We start from the raw sequence: 21,615 nt of genomic DNA, 5'->3' as shown, positions 1-21,615 counted from the left end.
ACCACTATAGAGTAAGACCAGGTAAGATATTCAACTTGTGGAATGATCTTGAGGGAGGTTATGCACGATGAAAACTGTATTCAAAAGAGCGGGAATTCTTATGATGGCTGGAGCTTTTGCGCTGAGTGGATGTTCAGGAGACTCCAAGAATCAGTCGGAAAATTCCGCTGCGAGTTTTAACAAAACGGGTCTTCCGATTGTGAATGAACCGGTATCGTTAAGGATGGTATCCCCGAAAGCTGCTTTGGCACCAGAGTATTCTCAAATGGAAATCTTCAAGAAGCTGGAAGAGCAAACCAACGTTAAGATCGAGTGGGAGAACATTCCGGATACCGACTTTACCGAGAAGAAAAATTTGTTGCTGGCCAGCGGAGATTTGCCTGACGCTTTTTACGGAGCAGGATTCTCAGATTACGAACTGGTCAAATACGGTGATGACGGGACCATTCTTCCATTGGAGGATTTAATCGATCAATATGCGCCTAACCTGAAAGCGCTTTTAGAACGCAGGCCTGACATCAGATCCTCGATCACGGCCCCGGATGGGCATATTTACGGACTGCCTTCTTGGGAAGAGAACAATCTTGGAACAAACCCCTTCTTTCACGTTATCAATAAAAAATGGCTCGACAAGCTGGGGCTGAAAATGCCGCAGACACTGGATGAATATACGGAAGCATTAGTTGCCTTTAAAACACAGGATCCAAACGGTAACGGCAAGGCCGACGAAATTCCGCTGAGCTTTATGCATATGCAGTGGTGTATGGATATTGCTGGGATATTCGGAGCATTCGGACTTCCGGATAACATGGAACATCGGGTCGTCCGGGACGGAAAAGTGATCTTTACTGCTACGCAGCCTGAATATAAGGAAGCGTTGAAATATTTTAATGAAAAATGGTATAAGCAGGGCTTGATTGATCCTGAATCGTTCACCCAGGACGCTGCTCAGTATCTGGCCAAAGGGAAAACAACAGTCGAAACGCTCGGCTCCTATATCTGGTGGGAAGTCGATGAGGTGGTTGGAACGGAGCGAAGCGAAGATTATGCTCTGCTGTCCCCGCTCAAAGGACCGAACGGAGATCAATCGATCGGTCGGGGCAACGGTGGCGGCCCAGGACGCGGTGCTTTCGTGATTACTAAAGAAAACCAGAACCCGGAAATCACAATGCGTTGGATCGACCAGCAGTATGAACCGTACATGGCTGCTCAAATCCACTGGGGTCCGCTGGATGTCGTATTCAAGAAGGACGAAAATGGGAAATTGGTGAACCTGCCGATTCCTGAGGGCACTTCCGCGGGCGAATTCCGTCAAAAAGTGGCTCCAGGCGCAGGCGGCCCTGGCGTCATTACCATCGAAGATTTGGGAAAAGTAGTTGATCTGGAGCCTAGAGCCCAGCAGCGCGTTAAAGACTTGGAGAAATATTACGATCCCTATATGGAAGAGGAAAACTACCCAAGTATCTTCTTTGAGCCAGAGGAGCTGGACAAAATCAATCGAATCGAGCCCGAATTGATTAAATATGTAAATACCCAGCGAGGAAAATTCATTGTTGATGGCGGCGTGGATGAGCAGTGGGACAGCTATGTGAAGAACCTGGATAAGATGGGGTTGAACGAATTGATGGAGATCTATCAAAAGGGGCTGGATCGTTATAACGCAAGTTTAAACAAATAATTATCAAATCGATGTTCATGGAATTAACAAGACGGGAAGGGGCTCTTCAATCTATGTCGAAGACTGAGGAAATGAATAAGGTAATGGAGTCAAATAAACAGCTTATGGATGAGAGATATAGACCGGGATATCATTTTTCGCCTCCATCCCATTGGATGAACGATCCGAACGGATTAGTCTATTATGAGGGAGAATATCATCTGTTTTATCAACATCATCCCTATAGTAATAAATGGGGGCCGATGCACTGGGGCCATGCCGTAAGCCATGATCTGATTCATTGGCAACATGAACCTATCGCTCTGTTCCCTGATGAGCATGGAGCCATTTTTTCTGGTTGCTGTGTGGTTGACTTTAATAACAGCAGCGGACTGTTCGCGGGCTCTCATGGATTGATTGCGATCTTTACCCAAGCGGATACTTGTCCAAAGACCGGACAGCCGCGCCAGCGGCAAAGCTTGGCTTACAGCAGCGATAAAGGAAGAACCTGGCATAAATATGAGGGGAATCCGATTCTTGCCGAAATGGATCTGGTAGACTTCCGGGACCCGAAAGTGTTCTGGCATGCACAAAGTGAGCGGTGGGTAATGACCATTGTAGCGGGAGATCATGCTCGGTTTTATGGGTCGGAAAATTTGCGTGAATGGACATTAACAGGGGAATTCGGGCAAGAGGAAGGCTCGCATGACGGCGTTTGGGAATGCCCGGATCTCTTTGAATTGCCAATCGATGACAGTGGACGTTCCAAATGGGTACTTATCATTAGCATTGGGGATAACCCTGCCTTTCCGGAAGGATCACGCACGCAATATTTTATCGGAGAGTTCGACGGAAATACATTCATCAACGACAATTCGGCTGATCATATCAGGTGGTTGGATCACGGTCGGGACAACTATGCAGGGGTCACCTGGTCAGATATGCATGAACAAGACGGACGACGTGTGATCATCGGTTGGATGAGCAACTGGAAATATGCAAACGAGACGCCAACCGGAGACTGGAGAGGCGCAATGACTCTGCCTCGCGCCCTGTCACTGACCAGTCGGGACGAGGGCATCGTGCTAACCCAAATGCCTGTCCGGGAAATAGTACAGCTGCGGAAAGAGTCGAAAAGCTGGTCTGATGTCACGGTTACGCAGGATGTCCCGTTGATGATAAAGACAAAGGATGATCTACTGGAGATTGAAGCGGACATCGATATTCGTACTGCGGGCGAGGTTCATATCAAAATGCAATCGTCCGGGCAGAGTGAAACAATCATCGGCTATGACCCTGTGCGTCAATGGCTATTCATCGATCGTTTCAAATCGGGCATAACGGACTTCCATCCTTCGTTTGCATGTCAGCATGGAGTTAGGCTGGCTCCGGAAAACGGGAAAATTAAGCTACATATCTGGCTGGATCGCAATTCGCTTGAAGTGTATGCGAATGAAGGCCTGGTTGTGCTGACGGATCAAATTTTTCCGGTTGCCCAGGTAGATCATATTTCAATAAGTACGGAATCAGGGCAGTTTGTACTGAATTCGCTGTATGTCCATACACTTCAGTCCATTCATATTTCCAATAACAACACAGGAAATACATCGAGGAGGGATGAATCGTGAACCAAATACCCAACAATCAGGGTTTGATTATGTCTTGGGCCTTCGATGAAGGAACCGGAGCCAGCACGATGGAGAGCGTCTCCCAAGATCGGGATGATATTCAGTACGTATTTACACAAGCGGAGTTTACCGAACCGTGCGATCCGCAGTGGAGAAAGGGAGTTTTGGGAAACGGACTCCTCTTCGACGGCTACTCGACTTATATTGCCCATCCGCTCAATGAGGGAGATGCGAATGGCGGGCCGCAATATCTTTCTGCGCTAAGCATCGGAGTATGGGTAGCACCGCGCTCGTATGAATGGGGAGATGAGGGCAAGTTGTCCGCCATTGTGAATCGCTACAACACGGATCGCAAGCAGGGTTATCTGTTTGGCATGTTTCGTCATGGCACCTGGTCCTTCCAAGTCGGTCTTGAAGGGGGCAGATGGGAGGAAGTTTGGTCGTCGGACGGCCATGAACTGCCTAAGAATGAGTGGTCTTACGTGAGTGCCGTGTTCGATGGGGACCAAGGGGAAATGAAGCTGTATTTGAATGGCAATGAAATTGCTTCGGCCGTCTTGCCTCGTGGTTCCCGCTTGGCCGAGGCTGTGGGCGAGGATCTGCTCATCGGCAAAAATAATCACGGCAACCTGCTGGCGGGAGTATTCAGCCTGCACATGTTTAGCGGTATCATCGATGAGCTCAAGATTTATAATCGGCCTCTGAGCGCGGATGAGGTGGCCACTTCCTATCGGCATGTGCTGGACACCTCCCATGGAGGAAGCCATCCACAATTAACATATGATGAGATCAAGCTGGATCGGACGCCACTGCTGCCGGATCGGCATAGACCGCAGTATCATGTCAGCCCGCCGGCTCATTGGATGAACGAGCCCCATGCGCCGATCTATTTTGACGGGCATTATCATTTATTCTATCAGCATAACCCCCTTGGGCCGTTTTTTCATCAGATCCATTGGGGACATTGGGTAAGTAAGGATCTGGTGCATTGGTTTGATCTTCCTGTGGCATTAGCCCCTGAAAATGATCAGCTCGCACCGGACGGGATATGGTCGGGAAGCGCGACATATGATGCAGACGGCCTGCCTGTCTTATTCTTTACGGCGGGCAATGACAGTGCTTCGCCCAATCAGAGCGTGGCGCTTGCCCGAAGCACCTATTCCCGGGATGGAGATCCGGATTTGGTTCACTGGGTCAAACACGGGGAGCCGTTGATCGTGCAGAAGAAGGGTATGGGCGTATTCGGAGATTTCCGGGATCCGTTCGTGTGGAAGGACGATGACGAATGGTTTGCCTTGGTCGGGTCCGGGATCGAAGGCGAAGGTGGAGCAGCGCTCGCATTTGCATCACAGGATATGCTGAATTGGACGTACAAAGGGTCATTATTTAAAGCGGATATTCAGAAATTCCCTTATCTCGGACCCATCTGGGAGCTTCCTGTGCTTCTTCCCCTTGGAAGCGACAAGCAGGGAGTGAACAAGCATCTTCTATTGGTGAGTCCAGTGGGACAGGGAGCGGATGTCGAGGTATTCTATTGGATAGGGCAGCTTGACAAACAAAATCTATCATTTATTCCCGATCAAGAGGAGCCGCAATTGATTGACGTCGGTGATTTCCATTTTACCGGTCCGAGCGGAATGGTTGATCCAAAGACCGGCCGCAAAATTGTGTTCACGATAGCGCAAGGTGACCGGACGTCCGAGCTGGAATATCAATCGGGCTGGGCTCATAATGGCGGCTTGCCGTTAAGCGTGTATTTGAGGGATGACGGACGGCTGGGAATGGAGCCGATTGAAGAGCTCCAATCCTTGCGTGGTGCCAAGCGGTTATCGCTCCGGGACAAATCATTGGCTGAGGCTAATATACTACTGGGGGATGTACAAGGAGACATGCTTGAGATTCAACTGGAGATGGAGCCTGGCAGTGCCAAACGACTCGGCATCAAGGTCCGGTGTACGCCGGATAACGAAGAAGAAACCCTGCTGTATTATGATTGGAACCAATCGATGCTCTTGGTTGATCGAACGAAAACGACGCTTCATCCGGGAGAAAAGTGCCGAGGGATCCAAGGCGGTAAGCTGGAACTGCTAGGGGAGAATTTAAAGCTTCATATTTATTTGGACCGCTCCATGGTCGAAGCCTATGCAAACGGATTGAAAAGTCTGACGACCCGGGTGTATCCAAGCCGTAAAGATGCTTTGGGGCTTGAGATCTGGGGAGATGGGGAATTGTTGGTTAAATCGATGGATATATGGGAGATGAAATCGATTTGGTAAAAAGAGCGCTTAGGCGCTCCTTACACCCTTTGGATAAAGGGAGCAAATCTCGGAAAATTTGTACTCTGCAGTTTGGAAGCGCTTCACATATACGTTTATCTTTTCTCTCCTTCCTTCATGACTATTCATCCTTGTTACAGGGAGAGCATGTCGAAATGCGGTATCGATGTTTTCTGAATATGAAATCATGGAGGAGGATCTTGAATGAGGAACGTAAGAACAAGGGAAACCTGGATCTCCAGAATGGTCATATGGGTATTGGTTCTCCAGCTTGTTGCTCCAGGAATATCGGCTGCAGCCGATATTCCTGGAGTAGATGCTCGGGAGGCGTTAACCCCTAAGGCTGACGAGGGGTTATCAGTTACGGATACAGTCTATCAAATCCAGAATCCAAGCTTCGAAACCGGGGATATGTCAGGCTGGACGGTTGTAAGAGGCCAAGCGTTTGGTCAGGACAGCGTATCAGACGAAACCACTTGGTGGGCGGAACAAATTCCGTACAATCAGGAAGGTACTTATCATTTAAATGGCTGGAAGCATGACGAGGCTGCAACCGGCGTTCTCCGTTCCAGCACCTTCGAGCTGGGTGGCAGCGGCTGGATCAGCTTCAAGCTTGGCGGTGCCAAAAATCCAAACAAGGCATATGTAAATATCGTGGAAGCCCAGACGGGGCAAGTCATTGCCCGGTATGGCAATAGCGCCTTCGCTGACGTTGGCTTCCCAAATCCCGATCAGGGCTTGCGGCTTGCCAATATGGAGCAATATAAGGCGAATCTTTCCGAATATTTGGGCAAAAAGCTGTATGTGGAGATCGTTGACAATGCAACCTCGGATTGGGGCGTGATCTTTGCGGACGCCTTCTTCATGTACCATGAAGCCGAGCCGGCCGTAGGAATTGCCGCCACGGATATCAAGCCGGATTTCAAACGCTATCAAATCGAAAATCCCGGCTTTGAAACAGGGAATTTAACAGGCTGGACGGTTGTAGAAGGCGAGGCGTTTGGTCCGAACAGCGTGTCGGACGAAACAACCTATTGGGTTGAAGAAATCCCGTATAACCAGGAAGGCACTTATCATTTAAACGGATTGAAGTATAACGAGGATGCGACAGGTAAGCTTCGTTCCAGCACCTTCGAGCTGGGCGGAACAGGCTGGATTACCTTCAGATTGGGCGGAGGCAAGCATACGGATCAAGTGTATGTGAGCGTCATCAATGCGGACACAGGTGAACTGATTGCCAGGTACGGTAACACCGAATTTAACGAGTCGGGGTTCCCGGATCCGGCACAGGGCCTGAGGCTCGCGAATATGGAGCAATATAAAGCCGATCTCTCCAAGTATATCGGCAAGAAGCTGTATGTGGAGATCGTTGATAATGGGCACTCGGATTGGGGAGTAATCTTTGCGGACGCCTTCAACAGCTTCAATGAACTCGTACCGGAAGAAGGAGTTATGGCAGATAACATTTTGCCGACTGAAATCCAGAATTCCAGCTTTGAAACCGGAAATTTAGAGAACTGGACCGCCCAGGGCAACGCTTTTCAAGTAAACAATGAAGCTCAAGCGGGTAAAGAAGGCAACTATTTTGCCAAATCTTCCTTGGAAGGACAGGGATCGATTACCTCTAGCACCTTCACTCTGCAGGGAACCGGGACTATTAACTTCACTGTTTTGGACATCGTCAATCCGCAGCATGCCTACGTCGCATTATATGATGCCAGTACTGACACGTTGCTTGAGAAGACCGGGGATGTCAGTACGAATAAGAAGATTTCCTGGAAAATGCAGCAATACTATAATAAGCGGCTTTATATCAAGGTTATCGATCAATCCAATCAAGCTCGTATTTCCGTTGATGCTTTTCAAGCTCATGGTACGGGTACCATTTTTCACATGAGTCTTGATGAAGACGCAGGAAAAAAGGCGCTTGAGAAAGTAAGCAATCTTGAACACGATGTGAACTATGTATTTAACAACGCCAGATACATGGACTCCAAGGAACCGAGATGGACTCCGCGCGGAGTAAAAGGCGGCGCCCTGCTGTTCGACGGATACTCAAATAATATCGAGGTCAATGCAAAGAATGCAGTTCCTGTAAGTGACGCGTTAACGCTTGAAACTTGGGTCGCGCCGCGCAGCTACGAATGGGGAGATGGAAACAAGCTGTCTGCAATCGTGAACCAGTCCGATCAGGATAAGGCGGAAGGCTTCGCGCTTGGCATGTACCGGCACGGTACATGGTCCATGCAGGTCGGAATTGGCGGCCAGTGGATTCAGGTATGGGTAAAAGATCATCCACTCGAAAAGTACAAATGGAATTATGTGGCGGCTACGTTTGACAAAAAGGATGGAATGATCAAGTTGTACCTGAACGGTGAGGAAGTGGCTTCCCAAGCGACCCCTGTCAACGTTCCGATCACACCCTCTACCGAAAACCTGATCATTGGTAAACATAATAAACCGGTAGAGTTGGCGGGGTTGTTCTCTTACAATATGTTCTCTGGACTCATTGATGAAGTGAAGCTGCAAAACAAAGTCCTCACTGATCAGGAGATCCTTGCTGAGTATGAGAATGTGAAGTCGCTTCACGGCGGTTCGGTCCCGGAAATTCCGAATGGCGATATTGATGAGGATCCAAGTGTGTTTGATGGCGATCAGCATCGTCCTCAGTACCATGCGATGCCTCCACAAAACTGGATGAATGAAGCGCATGCGCCGATTTATTATAACGGCAAATACCATTTGTTTTATCAGCATAACCCGCAAGGTCCATACTGGCATCAAATCCATTGGGGACATTGGGTGAGTGACGATATGGTACATTGGGAAAATGTGAGGCCTGCTCTTGCCCCCGAAGCGGGCACCCTTGATCCAGACGGCGCATGGTCAGGCAGTGCAGCGTATGATCGAGACGGCAATCCTGTTCTGTTCTATACTGCCGGCAATGACTCCCTGTCGCCGAATCAAAGAACAGGGCTGGCGACTCCGACAGATTTGTCCGACCCCAATCTGGAACAATGGGTGAAATATCCTGATCCGGTGACGGAACAGAACGGGAACGGCATCCATAACGAGTTCCGCGATCCGTTCGTTTGGTATGACGAAGAGGTGGATAAGTGGTATCAGTTAGTGACATCAGGTCTTCAAGACTTCAGCAGCGGCACAGCTTTGGTGTATGTGTCCGACGACATGTACAACTGGGAGTATAAGGGGCCTTTATTCGTTAGCGACAGAAGCCTGTATCCGGAGCTCGGTACGGTATGGGAACTGCCGGTATTGCTGCCGTTAGGCACGGATAGCGCAGGAAATCAAAAGTATATTTTCATGATCAATCCTCATGAGAAACCGGAGCAAGTGCCTCCAGCGAACGATGTGCAAAGAGATGTTGAGGTCTTTTATTGGATAGGCACCTGGGATCGGGATCACTTCAAATTTATTCCCGACCAGGAGGCACCCTCCAAAATGGATGTGGGCGATGGCTATTTAACCGCAGAGAGCGGTATGGTCACACCTGACGGAAGAACGGTCGTTTACTCCATGGTGCAAAATGTAAGAACGCCGCAAGCCGAATATCAAGCCGGATGGGCTCATAATCTGGCACTGCCAGTTTCCCTAAGCCTAGACGACCATGATCAATTGCGCATTGAGCCCATTCAAGAATTGCAGAGTCTCCGGGGAGATAAGGTAGTTGATTTCTCGGACAAAAATCTGGCTGCCGCCAATCAATTGATTCAAAATGTCAAAGGCGACATGCTGGAGATTGTGATGGAAGTTGATCCGGGCGAAGCCCAGAAATTTGGGCTCAAGGTGCGGCGCTCCGATAATGGCCAAGAAGAGACGCTGATTTATTATGACAAGACAAACGGGACCTTTAATGTAGATCGGACAAAAAGCAGCATTGATCCGGATGTACGCGTGGATGGTATTCAAGGCGGATACGTGGATTTGGACGGAGAGAACCTGAAGCTCCATATTTTCCTCGATCGCTCGGTTGTTGAAGCCTTTGCCAATTACAAGAAAAAGCTGACAACCCGCGTCTATGTAGGCAGATACGACTCCTTGGGCTTGCAGGTCTGGGGCGACAACGATATAACGGTCAAGTCAATGGAAGTATGGAATATGAATGCCTTGACGGGTGAACCGGCTGCTCCGGTCGATGTGCCTGACAACTGGGACAACTCCGTATACACCGATATTACGGACCTGCCTAACCATGATTTTGCCACAGGCGACTTAACAGGCTGGATAACGGAAGGAGACGCCTTCCAGAATGTCCATATGACCGATACCCAGTTTTTCTGGGACACGATTTATTTCAACCCGTCGCATAAAATTCCGGGAGGCTATCATTTGTGGGGCTTCAATGAGGAAGCCGGCGGCGACAGTTTAACGGGAACGCTTAAATCACAGAACTTCATCCTTGGCGGGAACGGTAAACTCAATTTTCTGGTCAGCGGCGGGCGCGATATCGATAAACTGTATGTTGCGCTGGTACGGGTATCGGACGGCAAAGAGTTATTCAAAGAAACCGCCACCAATTATGAAGAGTATCAACGGAAGATTTGGGATGCGTCCGCGTATATCGGCGAGGAGCTTTACATCAAGGTGGTTGACCAATCCACAGGTGGTTTTGGACATATTAACGTCGATGACTTCAATGTACCTGTTAAGGTGAATAACCCCACTAATCCAAATAATCCGACCAATTCAATCGACCCAGCCGGTCCTATCAGCCCTCCGAATAACTCTGTGGTCACCGCAAACAAACCGAGCAAGTCAGAGCAGCTTGTCATTCGAAATGGAGAAGGAAGAACGGCAGGTGGGTTCCCGGTCAGAACATCGGCCAACGATGAAAAGAACGCTCTGAAGATCAGACAGTGATGCAGAGATCGAAATTCCCGCAGAGATATTGAAGGATTTGCAGGGAATGGATAAGCGTGCCGGAAGCAAGAAAAAAGCGGATATATCCGCTTTAGGAGAGGTCTATGACTTAAATTATCGCAGTATGGAGAAGATCAACAGGTAAGAAAGGAGGGAGTATACAGTATGACTCAAGCCAAGCAAGAGCAGCCATCTTATTTATATAAGGACCTTGTGAGAAGACTGTATGACTTTGAATCGCTGGCGGTACCGCCGCAGGCGGGTGAGAAATCGGGGTGCTTCTCAAGCTTTGACCGAAGTTCTGTTTATACTGCCGAGACCGGCTTATACGAGAATTGGGGCGCCAATGATGACGGAGGGGGCTTCATTCGCAAGGAAGGGGACAGCATCGTCGCTATGGAACTTAGCGGTCCTGGCGTGATCTGGAGATTCTGGTCTGCGCTTCCGGAGGATGGACATATCCGGATTTATATTGATCATGCCGATACCCCTGTGATCAATCAGCCCTTCCGGGATTATTTTGAAAAATTCAACCAGGAAGGGCCCCCGGCCAATTTTCCGAATCTGTCGCCAACATTATCCCGCGGAAGAAACAGCTTCATTCCGATCTCCTTTCAAAAACATTGCAAGGTGCTGTTGGATAAAGGTTGGGGCGCTTATTACCACATCACTTATACTTCATTCCCTTCCGAAGTCAAACTGCCGTCTTTTGATGGTAGCATCGACAAGGAGTCAGCTATTGCACTGGCCGAAGCGGATCGGGTATTACAGCAAAGAGGAATCGATTCTTCCTTGAATACGGAAGGGTCTTCCCTCGAGAACGTAACGGTATCCGTACCAGCAGGGGGCAAGGCAGTGCTTTTTGATAAAAAGGGGGCCGGCGCCATCTCCATGATCCGGATCAGGACTGACCTTGGACGAAAGAGCGAGGAACAGCAGCGGATCTTGGTTAGGCAGTTGGCCATCTCAATGAAATGGGACAATGGAGTAGATCCCTCCGTATGGGCTCCACTGGGTGATTTTTTTGGAAGCGCTCCCGGCATCAAGCCGTACCGCTCACTGCCTCTCGGTATGAATGAACATGAAATGTACAGTTATTGGTACATGCCATTCTCGGAAGGCGCCAGGATCGAAATTGAAAATGATGGAACGCAGCCGTGTGAGATATCAGCTAATATCCGTTATTTTCCCTTAACAACATCTTATACTGACGATCTCCTGCGTTTTCATGCGAAATGGCACCGGGACGATTATCTGGATTTGGACGTGGAGCGCTTCAAGGAAGGCGGGGATCGCTGGCCGGATTGGCCTCTGCTGATGACGAAAGGCCGGGGAAGGTTCTGCGGCGTTCACCTTCACGTGTACAATACCTGGGAGAAACCCGATGAGGAAGCCGAAACCTGGTGGTATGGGCGTTGGGATCGAAAAACGATTGATTGGTGGTGGGGAGAAGGGGACGAGAAATTTTTCGTGGATGGCGAATCCTTTCCGTCCACTTTCGGAACGGGCAGCGAGGACTATATCGGCTATGCCTGGGCGGCTGAGCCTCCCTTCCCGATGTTTGACAGTGCTTTCGCCAGTCAGCCGTTTATCGAATTGGATGCGAACGGACATACCTCGGTTAGCCGATTTCATATTTGTGATAACATTCCCTTCATGAACTCCTTCGAGGGATTTATTGAAAAATATAAAGAGAATCAATGGGGCCCAAATAACCAATGTTTGTATGCCTCCACGGTTTATTGGTATCAGGAGCGGTGCACAAGCGATGATTATAGGCCTGTTTCAGTTAATGACCGCTTAGTTACTTTAAACACCAGGAGGCATAAAAGATGAAGGAATTTTTCTATCGGCCGGATAACGCATGGGTAGGAGACGTTATTCCATATTATGAAGACGGGGAGTTTAAGCTGTTCTATCTGCACGGATGGAGAGATAACTACCGGGAGGACCTCGATCACGGCTGGTATCTTGTCGGAACGAAGGATTTTGTGAATTATCGGGAAGAAGGAGCTTGCAAGATCGAAGGCGGCACCGGTCACGTTCTGAAAGTGGACGGCATCTACCATATGTTCTATTGCATATTTCCTGAAGGCAAGCAGTTGGTATGTCATGCGATAAGCAGAGACTTCAAGACATGGGAGGCGATCCCTGAGGATTCCTTTACCGCTGACGACCGAATATATGAGCTATCCGATTGGCGTGATCCCTTCGTATTCTGGAATGAAGAGGAAGGCCAGTACTGGATGTTGCTTGCAGCGATGGCAAAAGGGCCAACTAATCGAAAGGGATGCACCGCGCTGCTGTCATCCAAGGATCTTAAAGCTTGGGAGTACCGCGAGCCCCTGTACTCGCCAAATCTTCACGTGGGGGCTCACGAATGTCCCGATTTGTTTCGGATCGGGGATTGGTGGTATTTGATCTACTCCTCTTATACCGGACGATTCGCGACCTTTTACCGGATGAGCCGTTCCCTGGAAGGCCCTTGGATTACTCCAAAGGAAGATACCTTCGACGGTCGTGCCTACTATGCTGCCAAATCCGTTTCAGACGGTGAGAAGCGCTATCTGTTTGGATGGAATCCGACGAAGAATGACGATTTATTCGGCTGGAATCCGCCGAAGTCCCTTGGCAAGGATTACGACACTTGGGACTGGGGCGGGAATCTGATTGTGCATGAAATCGTTCAGCGGGCGGATGGAACCCTTGGCGTAAAAGTACCGGAAACGGTTGATGCCGCTTTCGTCAAAACGCTGCCTGTTCAATTCAATGGTATTATTGGAGAGTGGGAGTTCGCAGACGGATCGATCTCTTGCGAGTCACCGTATAGGTTTGCCGGTTGTACAACTTCGGAAGATTTACCCGATCAATGTAAAATATCGGCTGTTGTCTCATTCTCTGAACAAACTCAAGGTGTTGGGCTGATGCTCCGGACAAAAGTCACTCTAGATGCGGCCTATTATGTCACGCTGGAACCACAGCGGAACCGCATTAGCTTTCGGGGGGCGATTATGCAGTCGGAAGAGGGGGGGAAGACGTTCCCTTATGAGGTTGAGCTGGAACGCCCCGTTCAGCTTATTCCCAATCGTCCTTATGAAATCAAAGTGTATGTTGACGGATCGATATGCGAAATTTACGTGGACGATGACATTGCGATGAGTGCCAGAATGTATGATATTCTTCAAGGGAAGCTGGGCTTGTTCGTCAGTCAAGGCAGTGCTCAACTCAGCAATGTGAAAATTGCGATCAGAGAATAATATGGAAAAAGTCGAGCAGGGGACCCAATAAGAGTTCCTTGCTCGACTTTTTGAATTAAACTCTCGGAGTGCATTCCTGTCGAGGGATAAGAACATGGTCCCATTAAAGTCGCTATTTTAGCGGCTTTTTTATTTTATCGGTACAAGTTCTTGTCCCAAGCCAAGGACAAGAACTTGTACCGATTGCCGGAATGGACAAGAACATCGTCCGATTACCGATTAGATGTATATCTAACGATTAGCACATGCACTCAAAATCTCATTAAGCCTAAAAAAATCGCCAATTATTTATTCAAATTCCTCAAATTAATTATTTCCGCCGTACATTTTACCGAAGTCTTCCATCTTTTCAAGGACGGGGAGTAACTTCATTCCTTTGTCTGTTAATGAATACTCAACCTTTGGAGGAACTTCCGGATAAACATCACGTCGAATAACGCCATCATTCTCTAGTTCCTTAAGTTGCTTGGTAAGAGAGCCTTGAGAAAGATCTCCAAGGAATTTTTTGATATCCGAATAACGGCGTGTTTCATTTTTTAGGAACCACAGTATAAAGTACTTCCAACGTCCGGAAAGAACATTCTGGGCAAAGGCTATTGCGTACATATCACTTTTTTCATCCATAAACTCTTGTTCAAATCCATCATTACAGACTTTCATTGATATCTCTCCTAATCTGTAGGTACAAAAAAATGTACTAGGTTCATTTAAATTGCCCTCTTTGCAAACGAAACGGATACACTTATGATTGGATCAACAACTAAAACAAAATCATTTTAGTTTGGCTAAAGTGTCAAAATATAAACTCATTTTGGTTTTATAGTTAGCAAGCTAAGTAATAAGTATATTTTTTAATTCTATATTTAGCAAGCTAAATAATAAGTGTGAAAACAGAAAGGAGTACCTGATGTGAATACATCAATCGGACTAAAGCTTTCAATTTTAGACTTTGTCCATATCTATAACGGTACCTCGGCTACGGAGAGTCTTCAGAACGTGACAGATATGGTTCAACTAGCAGAGCAGTGGGGGTTCAACAGGTATTGGTTCACTGAACACCATAACACAACAACTTTGATGAGTACTTCACCAGACTTACTGAGTCTGCACGCAGCATCTCACACTAAAAGCATTCGGGTAGGTTCTGGAGGAATCATGTTACCAAATCATAGCCCTTTGAAAGTCATGGAGAACTTTACGCTTCTTGAAGGATTACATCCAGGGCGTGTAGATCTCGGGATTGGCCGAGCCTCAGGTACGGATGGCAGAACCATGTGGGCATTGTTAAGATCCCAAGAATTAATGGAAGTGAATGATTTTCCAGAGCAATTAGATAACTTGCTTTCCTTCTTTGCCCGTGACTTTAAAGCCAACCACCCGTTAAATCACATCCATCCTCCGGGGGATCATTCAATGGTTCCGGATATGTTTATGCTGGGATCTAGCGAGGGCGGATTACATTTTGCCTTGGAAAAAGGATTAGGGTTTGTATTCGCAGCTCATTTGGCACCACAACGCGCTATTCCTGTGTTGAGAGCTTATCGTTCGAATTTTAAGCCCTCGTCCTATTTAACTGAACCTCAAAGTATGTTAGCGACGATCGTTATTACAGCTGAAACGGAGGAAGAGGCTAAATATACCGCGGGGCCGGCGGAATTAATGTGGGCACAGATGAGTACAGGGGAGAGAAATCTTACTTTTCCTACACCGGAAGAAGCCAAAAATCACCGATACACGCCTCATGAAGAGCTGGCTAGGGAACGTAATAAGGATCGCTTTGTGATTGGAAGTGTTAGACAAGTTGCAGAGCAGCTCAGTCAGCTTTCGAAAGCAAGTTTAGTGGATGAAATCATGATTGCAGACTTTTACCCCAATCAAGAGAGCCGTAAGAAAGGGCATGAATTGTTGGCCAAAGAATTAGGCTTATCACAGGAAAATAAGCGAGCACGTGAAAAGGAGAGCATTCAACCATGGAAAAAAGAATACTTAAAATAGGAGGAATTATTGATGGCGTGGGTTGGAATTACTCGGGGTGGAGACACCCTGATATTCCAGCTGATGCCAGTGAAAATATTGAGTATTACGTACAGAAAGCCTTACAACTTGAACAGGGAAAGTTTGATCTCATCTTTTTGGCAGACGTAAGTCATATTGGACCGGGCATGATCCCACACTATCTAAGCATGTTTGAGGGCGTATCCATTTTGTCTGCACTAAGTATGGTAACACACTCCATTGGCTTGGGCGCAACCATAGCGACTTCATATGCTGATCCATTTACGGTTGCCAGACAAATCGCTTCACTCGACAAGATTAGCAAGGGCCGAGCAGGATGGAATGCAATTACATCGAATTCTGGAGGATTAGCCAATTACAGTCGGTCCCATTTAAGAAAAGCAGATCTTTATCCCATGCAAAAAGAGTTTCTAGAGATTGTTGAAGGCCTCTGGGATTCGTATGAAGATGATGCCTTTATACGTGATAAGGAACGAGGGATATTTTATGATCCGAGTAAAATGTATTCCTTAGATTATACTGGGAATTACTTTTCCGTAGAGGGACCGTTAAATATCAGTCGATCGAGGCAAGGCAGACCCGTGGTCTTTCAAGCGGGTACTTCCCCGGAGTTCATGGATAATGCTGCACAGCATGCGGAAGTTATCATGGCTCCTGGACATGATTTGGAATACCTCAAAGCATTCACTGCTGAACTGAAACGTAGAGTACAAAATCAGGGCCGTTCACCACATGACCTGTTGATGATGCCTTCTCACAATCCGATCGTTGGTAGAACGGAAAAAGAAGCCCTGGAAAAGCTAAGGGAAATCGAATCATGGATGCCTAAAGGTTATGGAATGCCTAAACCGGGGTTGATCGGATCGGCGGAGCACGTTGCTGAACAAATCGAACATTGGTATCGAGAAGGCGTCATGGATATCTTGCTCATTAGACAAGATCATCCAGCAGGATTTAAGGACTTCATTAAATTAGTTGTTCCCATCTTGCAAGATAAAGGCATATTCCGCAAGGAATATGAGGACGACACACTTCGGGGGAATTTAGGTTTACCTTACCCTGAGAATAAATACACGAAGTAAATATTAAAATTCGTTTAACAAGAGGAGATATTAATGATGAAAAACCGAATTACAGAACTACTTGGTATTGAATATCCTATTATTTCAGCTGCGATGACATGGGTTAATTCTGCAGAATTTGCTGCAGCAATGAATTAATATAAGTGATTGATCCGCCAAAGAACAGGAGCGGCTGAGAGAATATATTTAAAATAAGGGAGATGTTTTACATTGAGTAATAAAATTCGTACAGGAATCATAGGGGCTTCCATTAATAATGGGTGGGCGAGTGGTACACATATTCCAGCTATAGAGCATTTGGATGAGTTTGAGCTTACAGCAGTGGGTACGAGCAATATGGCAAGTGCGAAGAAAAGCGCAGAAGCGTTCTACGCAGATCACGGCTTTGATAACATGGAGAAGCTGGCTCAACATCCTAAAGTGGACATGGTCGTTGTCAGTATTAACGTCAAGGAACATTTTAGCGCCGTTAAAGCCATCGTGCCTGCTGGAAAACCGATCTATTGTGAATGGCCACTGGGATCGAATACAGGTGAAGCACTTGAAATGCAGGAATGGGTAGCGTCCGCAAAATTACCAAATGCGATTGGATTACAGGCCAGACAAGCCCCAGCCGTTCAGTATGTGAAAGATTTATTAGCAGAAGGTTATGTGGGTAAAGTGTTATCTGCCAATTTAAAGATCTCCATTGATGCCATGGGTGGCGTGAGTGATAAGTCCAATGCCTACCTGTTTGATCGGAAGATAGGAGGAAACTTGCTGACCATTGTAGGTGGACATAATCTGGATGCATTTACCTACATGCTTGGAGACTTTACCGAACTTTCTGCTCTCACAGCACAGCAGTTTCCTGAAGTTGAATTGGTGGATATTCAGAAAACTATTAAGAAGACGACAGATGATCAGATACTGATTGCTGGAAAATTAACGAGTGGTGCCGCTGCCAGTGTTCATATTCAAGGTGGCGTTAAACACCAGACAGGACTTACCCTTGAAATTTTCGGAGATCAGGGAACGATCGTACTGAGTGCGCCCGCATCCATTCAATTTGGATCACACCAACTACGCGGTGCAGGAGCTACTGACAACGAACTTCATGAACTAACTATTCCCGATTCCTATTACTGGGGCCCACAATCTCTAAAAAATGACTCCGGATTTGTTCTGAATATGGCTCAGGCTTATCGTAAATTCGCACAAGATATTCAAGAAGGTACAACCTTAGCACCTACTTTTGCTGATGCGGTGAAACTTCATCAATTACTAGATGCCATTGAAAAATCAGCACAGACGGGTGAACGCCAATACTTTTAACCTAAAAAACACAAGAATCCGCAGCACTCAATCACATTGTTGCTGCGGATTCTTATTGGTTAGGATTATGCATCATCTAAAGGTACAAAAAGTTGTACTAAGTTCATCCATATTGCCCTCTTTGCAGATGCAACAAATATATTTATGATAGTGTCAATGTTACTGAATAGTAAAATCATTTAACATTTAATTAGCAGGCTAATTATTTTCGGAACTAAAATAAGTGATTTCCACTATGGTGTTGCGGATTTCGATGTGCACATCTTGCAGGAGCGCGGTTTGTACCACAAGGAATATGAAATAAACGGATAGAGGAGAGGATTTTAATGAATCAGACACTTGAGTTGCTTCATAACCATACATCGTTTCGTTCTTATACATCTCAACCCCTGACTGAGGAACAGATCAATGCGATCTTTCAGGCAGCGAATCAAACTTCATCATTCAGTCTCTTACAGGCCGTTTCCATTATTCGAATCACTGATCCGGTGACTCGGAAAAAAGTCAGAAACCTTTCAGTCAATCAACCTTATATTGAAGAAGCGGCTGAGTTTTGGATTTTCTGTGCAGATTTTAATCGCAATCATCAAATTGCCCCAGAAGTGGATATTGAATATATAGAATTTCTGTTAATTGGTTCGTTCGACGCCGGACTAGTGGCGCAAAATGCGTTAACAGCTGCCGAATCTTTGGGACTTGGCGGTGTGTTTATTGGTGGGGTTAGAGCTAATATTAACGAACTATCTGAAGTATTAAATTTACCGAAATATGTGATTCCTTTGGTGGGATTATGCATAGGTACTCCAGCTGGAGATAAACCTGATCTGAAACCTCGCCTACCGCAATCTATGGTGTTGCTTGAAAATCATTACAGTTCTCTTAATCAAGAAAAACTAGCAACTTATGATGAAACGATGTTGAAGTATTATGAAAATCGACCGACAAGAGCCCCTTTCACTGTGAAAAAAGTAAAGGGATGGAGTAACCACATCCAAGATCATCTCCAGAGAAGTATTCAACCTCAAATGATGAGTTATTTGAACAAGCAAGGATTTGCAAAAAAATAGGTTTATGACAAAGCTGAATTTCCTGAACTTTAGAACTACCGATAATAGCGGTAGCTCTCTAAGGTAAATTGACAACTGTAATTTATCGTGATAAATTTAGCGGGCTAAATATTATTTGAATGACAGGAAGGGATAATTTATGACAGATGCGGTTGATTGTGATATTCGACAGTCATTAGATCGAATTTCTTCCCAGATGCGTCGGAATTATAGTGAGTCTCTTAGAGAACTTAATCTCTATGTGGGGCAAGATAATTTGTTGTATCGTCTATGGTTGGGTGATGGGGTAACCCAGATGCAGCTTTGTGAACACTTGAAATGTGAACCACCTACAGTAACGAACATGGTTAAATCATTAGAGCAGAACGGTTTTATATATCGTAAACGTGATGTAGAAGATGCGCGGATCATGCGTATCTATCTAACGGACAAAGGACAAGAATTAGAAAAGCCGGTCGATATTAAATGGAGGGAACAGCAGGAGAAATTGCTTCAATCGATTTCGACGGAAGAACGGTTGATACTAAGAAAACTCATGCAACAAATGGAGAGGAATATAGTGTGACTCTCTATTCTTTTGATTTATACTTAGTAAACTAAATATAAATCATTAAATTTCCACATGTACTCATGTCGAGTGACAAGAACATAACTTGGTTCCTTCATTTCATTGGACTCTGAACAAGATTTGGATCTGGATAACCCGCTGAATCGAAATGGGTACAGCTACGGAGTAAATAATCCTATTACATTTGTGGATGACGCTTGAAATAATCCATTTATAATATTTGTTATTGTCTTCGTTGTAAAGGTAGTCGCTAAAAAAGTAGTCAAAGCTGCTGTTAAGAAGGCTGCTTAAAAGGCTGCTGCTAAGGTGAGTAAAAAAGGCGTTGTATATAAACGTACTGATAAGAATGGCGGAAAGTATATTGGACAGGCAAAAAGTGATGCCAGATACAAAGCAAGACAGAAAGAACACGACAGAAGTAACCCTCTTGCTGAATATAAATTTAAGGAAGTGGGGCGCGCGCCAAGCGTGGGGAAGATTTGAATGTGCTTGAGCAGAAAAAAATCAACCAATATGGTGGTTTGCAAAAAAAAATGGTGGAACATTACAAAATAAACGAAATCAGATTAGTGAGAAAAGGTGAAAAGAAGACGTTATTAGCCCACCTAAAAAGAAATAGTAAGGGAGAGACTAATAATGGCAGGCAAAAAAAGGGTTAAGGTGAAGTTAGGAGATGTCTTCGCAATAAGACTTGATCAGGGTCGTTATTGTTATGGCCAAGTTGTTTCTGAAGGAAGGATATCAGATTGTATGATTGTATATGATTTGGTATCAATGGAACACCCAACGATTAGTGAAATTACGTCTAAACCAATTATTTTCTTAATACAGACTGTAAACTCTAGGATTGAAGATGGTATCTGGAGTGTAATTGGAAATGGATCAATACCAAGCATGACATTTCCGTTGTACAAAGTGGAAACTGAGGATGGGTATATGCTGGTAAATCATATGGGTGATGTTGTGAATGAAGACCCCAGTGCTTCAGAGATCGAAGAAGTCCCTGAACTGGAGTCTTGGTCACCTGTTAGTCTAGAAAAGGCAGTCAATGCTAGATTTCTAACTGGAGAATGGAACCCGTATTATAATGAGTTAATTTATACAGGTTAGTTTATGTTACCTTGATGGGCTAATTGCCCTCAAGGTTTTTTTATTATGGCTTTAGCCAGTTGAGTGCATGCATGGAACGCGCAAAACAAAAAACCACCCGCTATGTGAGCAATGGGAATTAGCGCAGTCAGTACAAGTTTGTCGCGAGACAAGAACATTGTACCATTGCCGAAAAGGACAAGAACATTGTGTCAAATCCGATTAGATGGTGACCTAGACAAATCTACACTTGTTACTTAGACTTTAGAAACCGTCCTCATTACCGATTTTATGAGTATCTAATATTTAAAAATGCTCTGGCCAGCATAAATAATTTGTTAAGTTCATCAAACGGTTGGGTGGAATAAGAAGTAGAAAAGAGAGGCAATGGCTGATCATTGCAAAAATTCATATTGTGGTGATTGACATTAGGATTCTCGATACGAGAAAGTACTAGGAGTTTCAGGGATAGGGCAGCTTATTATGGATCTTGTGAGATGCTTAGCTGGCTTGCCGAAGAGGAACGTAAAGGCATTAAGCAAGCACTGGCTGAGGGTATTGCTGAAGCCAAGAAAAAAGGCAAACCTTGGGGCGGTCACAAATGAATTTGAACACAATTACACCAGGTCAGTCCTGAATGCCGAGTATCTCAACTGGAAGAATAATGAGCTGTCAGCTGTAGAATTTATAGAGAAGCAGGCAGTCATGTTTAAAGAGGGAAGAGGACTCGGTGCCATTTAAGTTATGTATTGCTTGGAGATTCACAGGAATGCTGAGGCC

16 protein-coding genes are annotated in these 21,615 nt (G+C 46.0%); 15 read left to right on the top strand and 1 reads right to left on the bottom strand.

Features of this window, described 5'->3' with window-relative positions; genetic code table 11:
• The first annotated feature begins 67 nt into the window (after window positions 1–67).
• The 6 genes from BMY78_RS12085 to BMY78_RS12060 all read left to right on the top strand — a co-directional run bounded on the left by BMY78_RS12085 (window position 68) and on the right by BMY78_RS12060 (window position 13,699).
• Window positions 68–1,678, top strand: coding sequence for an ABC transporter substrate-binding protein (locus BMY78_RS12085; RefSeq protein WP_090898598.1), 1,611 nt, complete (start codon window positions 68–70; stop codon window positions 1,676–1,678).
• A gap of 104 nt (window positions 1,679–1,782) precedes the next feature.
• Window positions 1,783–3,285: a glycoside hydrolase family 32 protein gene (locus BMY78_RS12080; RefSeq protein WP_371129164.1), complete on the top strand. Its 1,503-nt coding sequence runs from the start codon at window positions 1,783–1,785 to the stop codon at window positions 3,283–3,285.
• A gap of 29 nt (window positions 3,286–3,314) precedes the next feature.
• Complete coding sequence (locus tag BMY78_RS12075; RefSeq protein ID WP_371129163.1) at window positions 3,315–5,561, top strand: GH32 C-terminal domain-containing protein; 2,247 nt, start codon at window positions 3,315–3,317, stop codon at window positions 5,559–5,561.
• Between the two features lie 204 nt (window positions 5,562–5,765).
• Window positions 5,766–10,442, top strand: coding sequence for a GH32 C-terminal domain-containing protein (locus tag BMY78_RS33250; protein WP_256222069.1), 4,677 nt, complete (start codon window positions 5,766–5,768; stop codon window positions 10,440–10,442).
• Window positions 10,443–10,607: 165 nt separating this feature from the next.
• The gene (locus tag BMY78_RS12065; protein ID WP_090898586.1) at window positions 10,608–12,278 is read left to right on the top strand and encodes a glycoside hydrolase family 172 protein; all 1,671 of its coding nucleotides are present in this window, start codon (window positions 10,608–10,610) and stop codon (window positions 12,276–12,278) included.
• A complete protein-coding gene (locus BMY78_RS12060; protein WP_090898583.1) occupies window positions 12,275–13,699 on the top strand; it encodes a glycoside hydrolase family 32 protein in 1,425 nt (474 codons plus the stop codon). The genes BMY78_RS12065 and BMY78_RS12060 overlap by 4 nt, the downstream gene beginning before the upstream one ends.
• A gap of 306 nt (window positions 13,700–14,005) precedes the next feature.
• On the opposite strand, the gene BMY78_RS12055 is transcribed toward BMY78_RS12060, so the two are convergent.
• Window positions 14,006–14,359, bottom strand: a complete 354-nt coding sequence (locus tag BMY78_RS12055; protein ID WP_090898580.1) for a winged helix-turn-helix transcriptional regulator — start codon at window positions 14,357–14,359, stop codon at window positions 14,006–14,008.
• 249 nt (window positions 14,360–14,608) lie between these two features.
• Between BMY78_RS12055 and BMY78_RS12050 the strand changes: the two genes are divergently transcribed.
• The 9 genes from BMY78_RS12050 (at window position 14,609) to BMY78_RS33080 (ending at window position 21,440) form a co-directional block, all read left to right on the top strand.
• Entirely contained in the window at window positions 14,609–15,694 is a 1,086-nt protein-coding gene (locus BMY78_RS12050) for an LLM class flavin-dependent oxidoreductase (RefSeq protein WP_090898577.1), read from the top strand.
• Complete coding sequence (locus BMY78_RS12045) at window positions 15,670–16,797, top strand: NtaA/DmoA family FMN-dependent monooxygenase (protein ID WP_090898574.1); 1,128 nt, start codon at window positions 15,670–15,672, stop codon at window positions 16,795–16,797. Before BMY78_RS12050 ends, BMY78_RS12045 begins: the two co-directional genes overlap by 25 nt.
• Before the next feature lie 210 nt (window positions 16,798–17,007).
• A complete protein-coding gene (locus BMY78_RS12040) occupies window positions 17,008–18,111 on the top strand; it encodes a Gfo/Idh/MocA family protein (protein ID WP_090898571.1) in 1,104 nt (367 codons plus the stop codon).
• 326 nt (window positions 18,112–18,437) lie between these two features.
• Window positions 18,438–19,178, top strand: a complete 741-nt coding sequence (nfsA, locus tag BMY78_RS12035; protein ID WP_090898568.1) for an oxygen-insensitive NADPH nitroreductase — start codon at window positions 18,438–18,440, stop codon at window positions 19,176–19,178.
• A gap of 139 nt (window positions 19,179–19,317) precedes the next feature.
• Window positions 19,318–19,743, top strand: coding sequence for a MarR family winged helix-turn-helix transcriptional regulator (locus BMY78_RS12030; protein WP_090898565.1), 426 nt, complete (start codon window positions 19,318–19,320; stop codon window positions 19,741–19,743).
• Between the two features lie 309 nt (window positions 19,744–20,052).
• Window positions 20,053–20,229: a hypothetical protein gene (locus tag BMY78_RS32805; protein WP_177185714.1), complete on the top strand. Its 177-nt coding sequence runs from the start codon at window positions 20,053–20,055 to the stop codon at window positions 20,227–20,229.
• 2 nt (window positions 20,230–20,231) lie between these two features.
• Window positions 20,232–20,405, top strand: a complete 174-nt coding sequence (locus tag BMY78_RS32800; RefSeq protein WP_177185713.1) for a hypothetical protein — start codon at window positions 20,232–20,234, stop codon at window positions 20,403–20,405.
• On the top strand, window positions 20,383–20,856 hold the full coding sequence (locus tag BMY78_RS12025; protein WP_090898562.1) for an Imm26 family immunity protein: 474 nt from the start codon (window positions 20,383–20,385) through the stop codon (window positions 20,854–20,856). Before BMY78_RS32800 ends, BMY78_RS12025 begins: the two co-directional genes overlap by 23 nt.
• Before the next feature lie 476 nt (window positions 20,857–21,332).
• On the top strand, window positions 21,333–21,440 hold the full coding sequence (locus tag BMY78_RS33080) for a recombinase family protein (RefSeq protein WP_143067024.1): 108 nt from the start codon (window positions 21,333–21,335) through the stop codon (window positions 21,438–21,440).
• Window positions 21,441–21,615 lie beyond the last annotated feature (175 nt).

The sequence above is a fragment of the Paenibacillus sp. OK076 genome, from assembly GCF_900110055.1.
Taxonomy (GTDB): Bacteria; Bacillota; Bacilli; order Paenibacillales; family Paenibacillaceae; genus Paenibacillus.
Note: the sequence above shows the minus strand (reverse complement) of the source record. Positions and strands in the feature narration are given on the sequence as shown.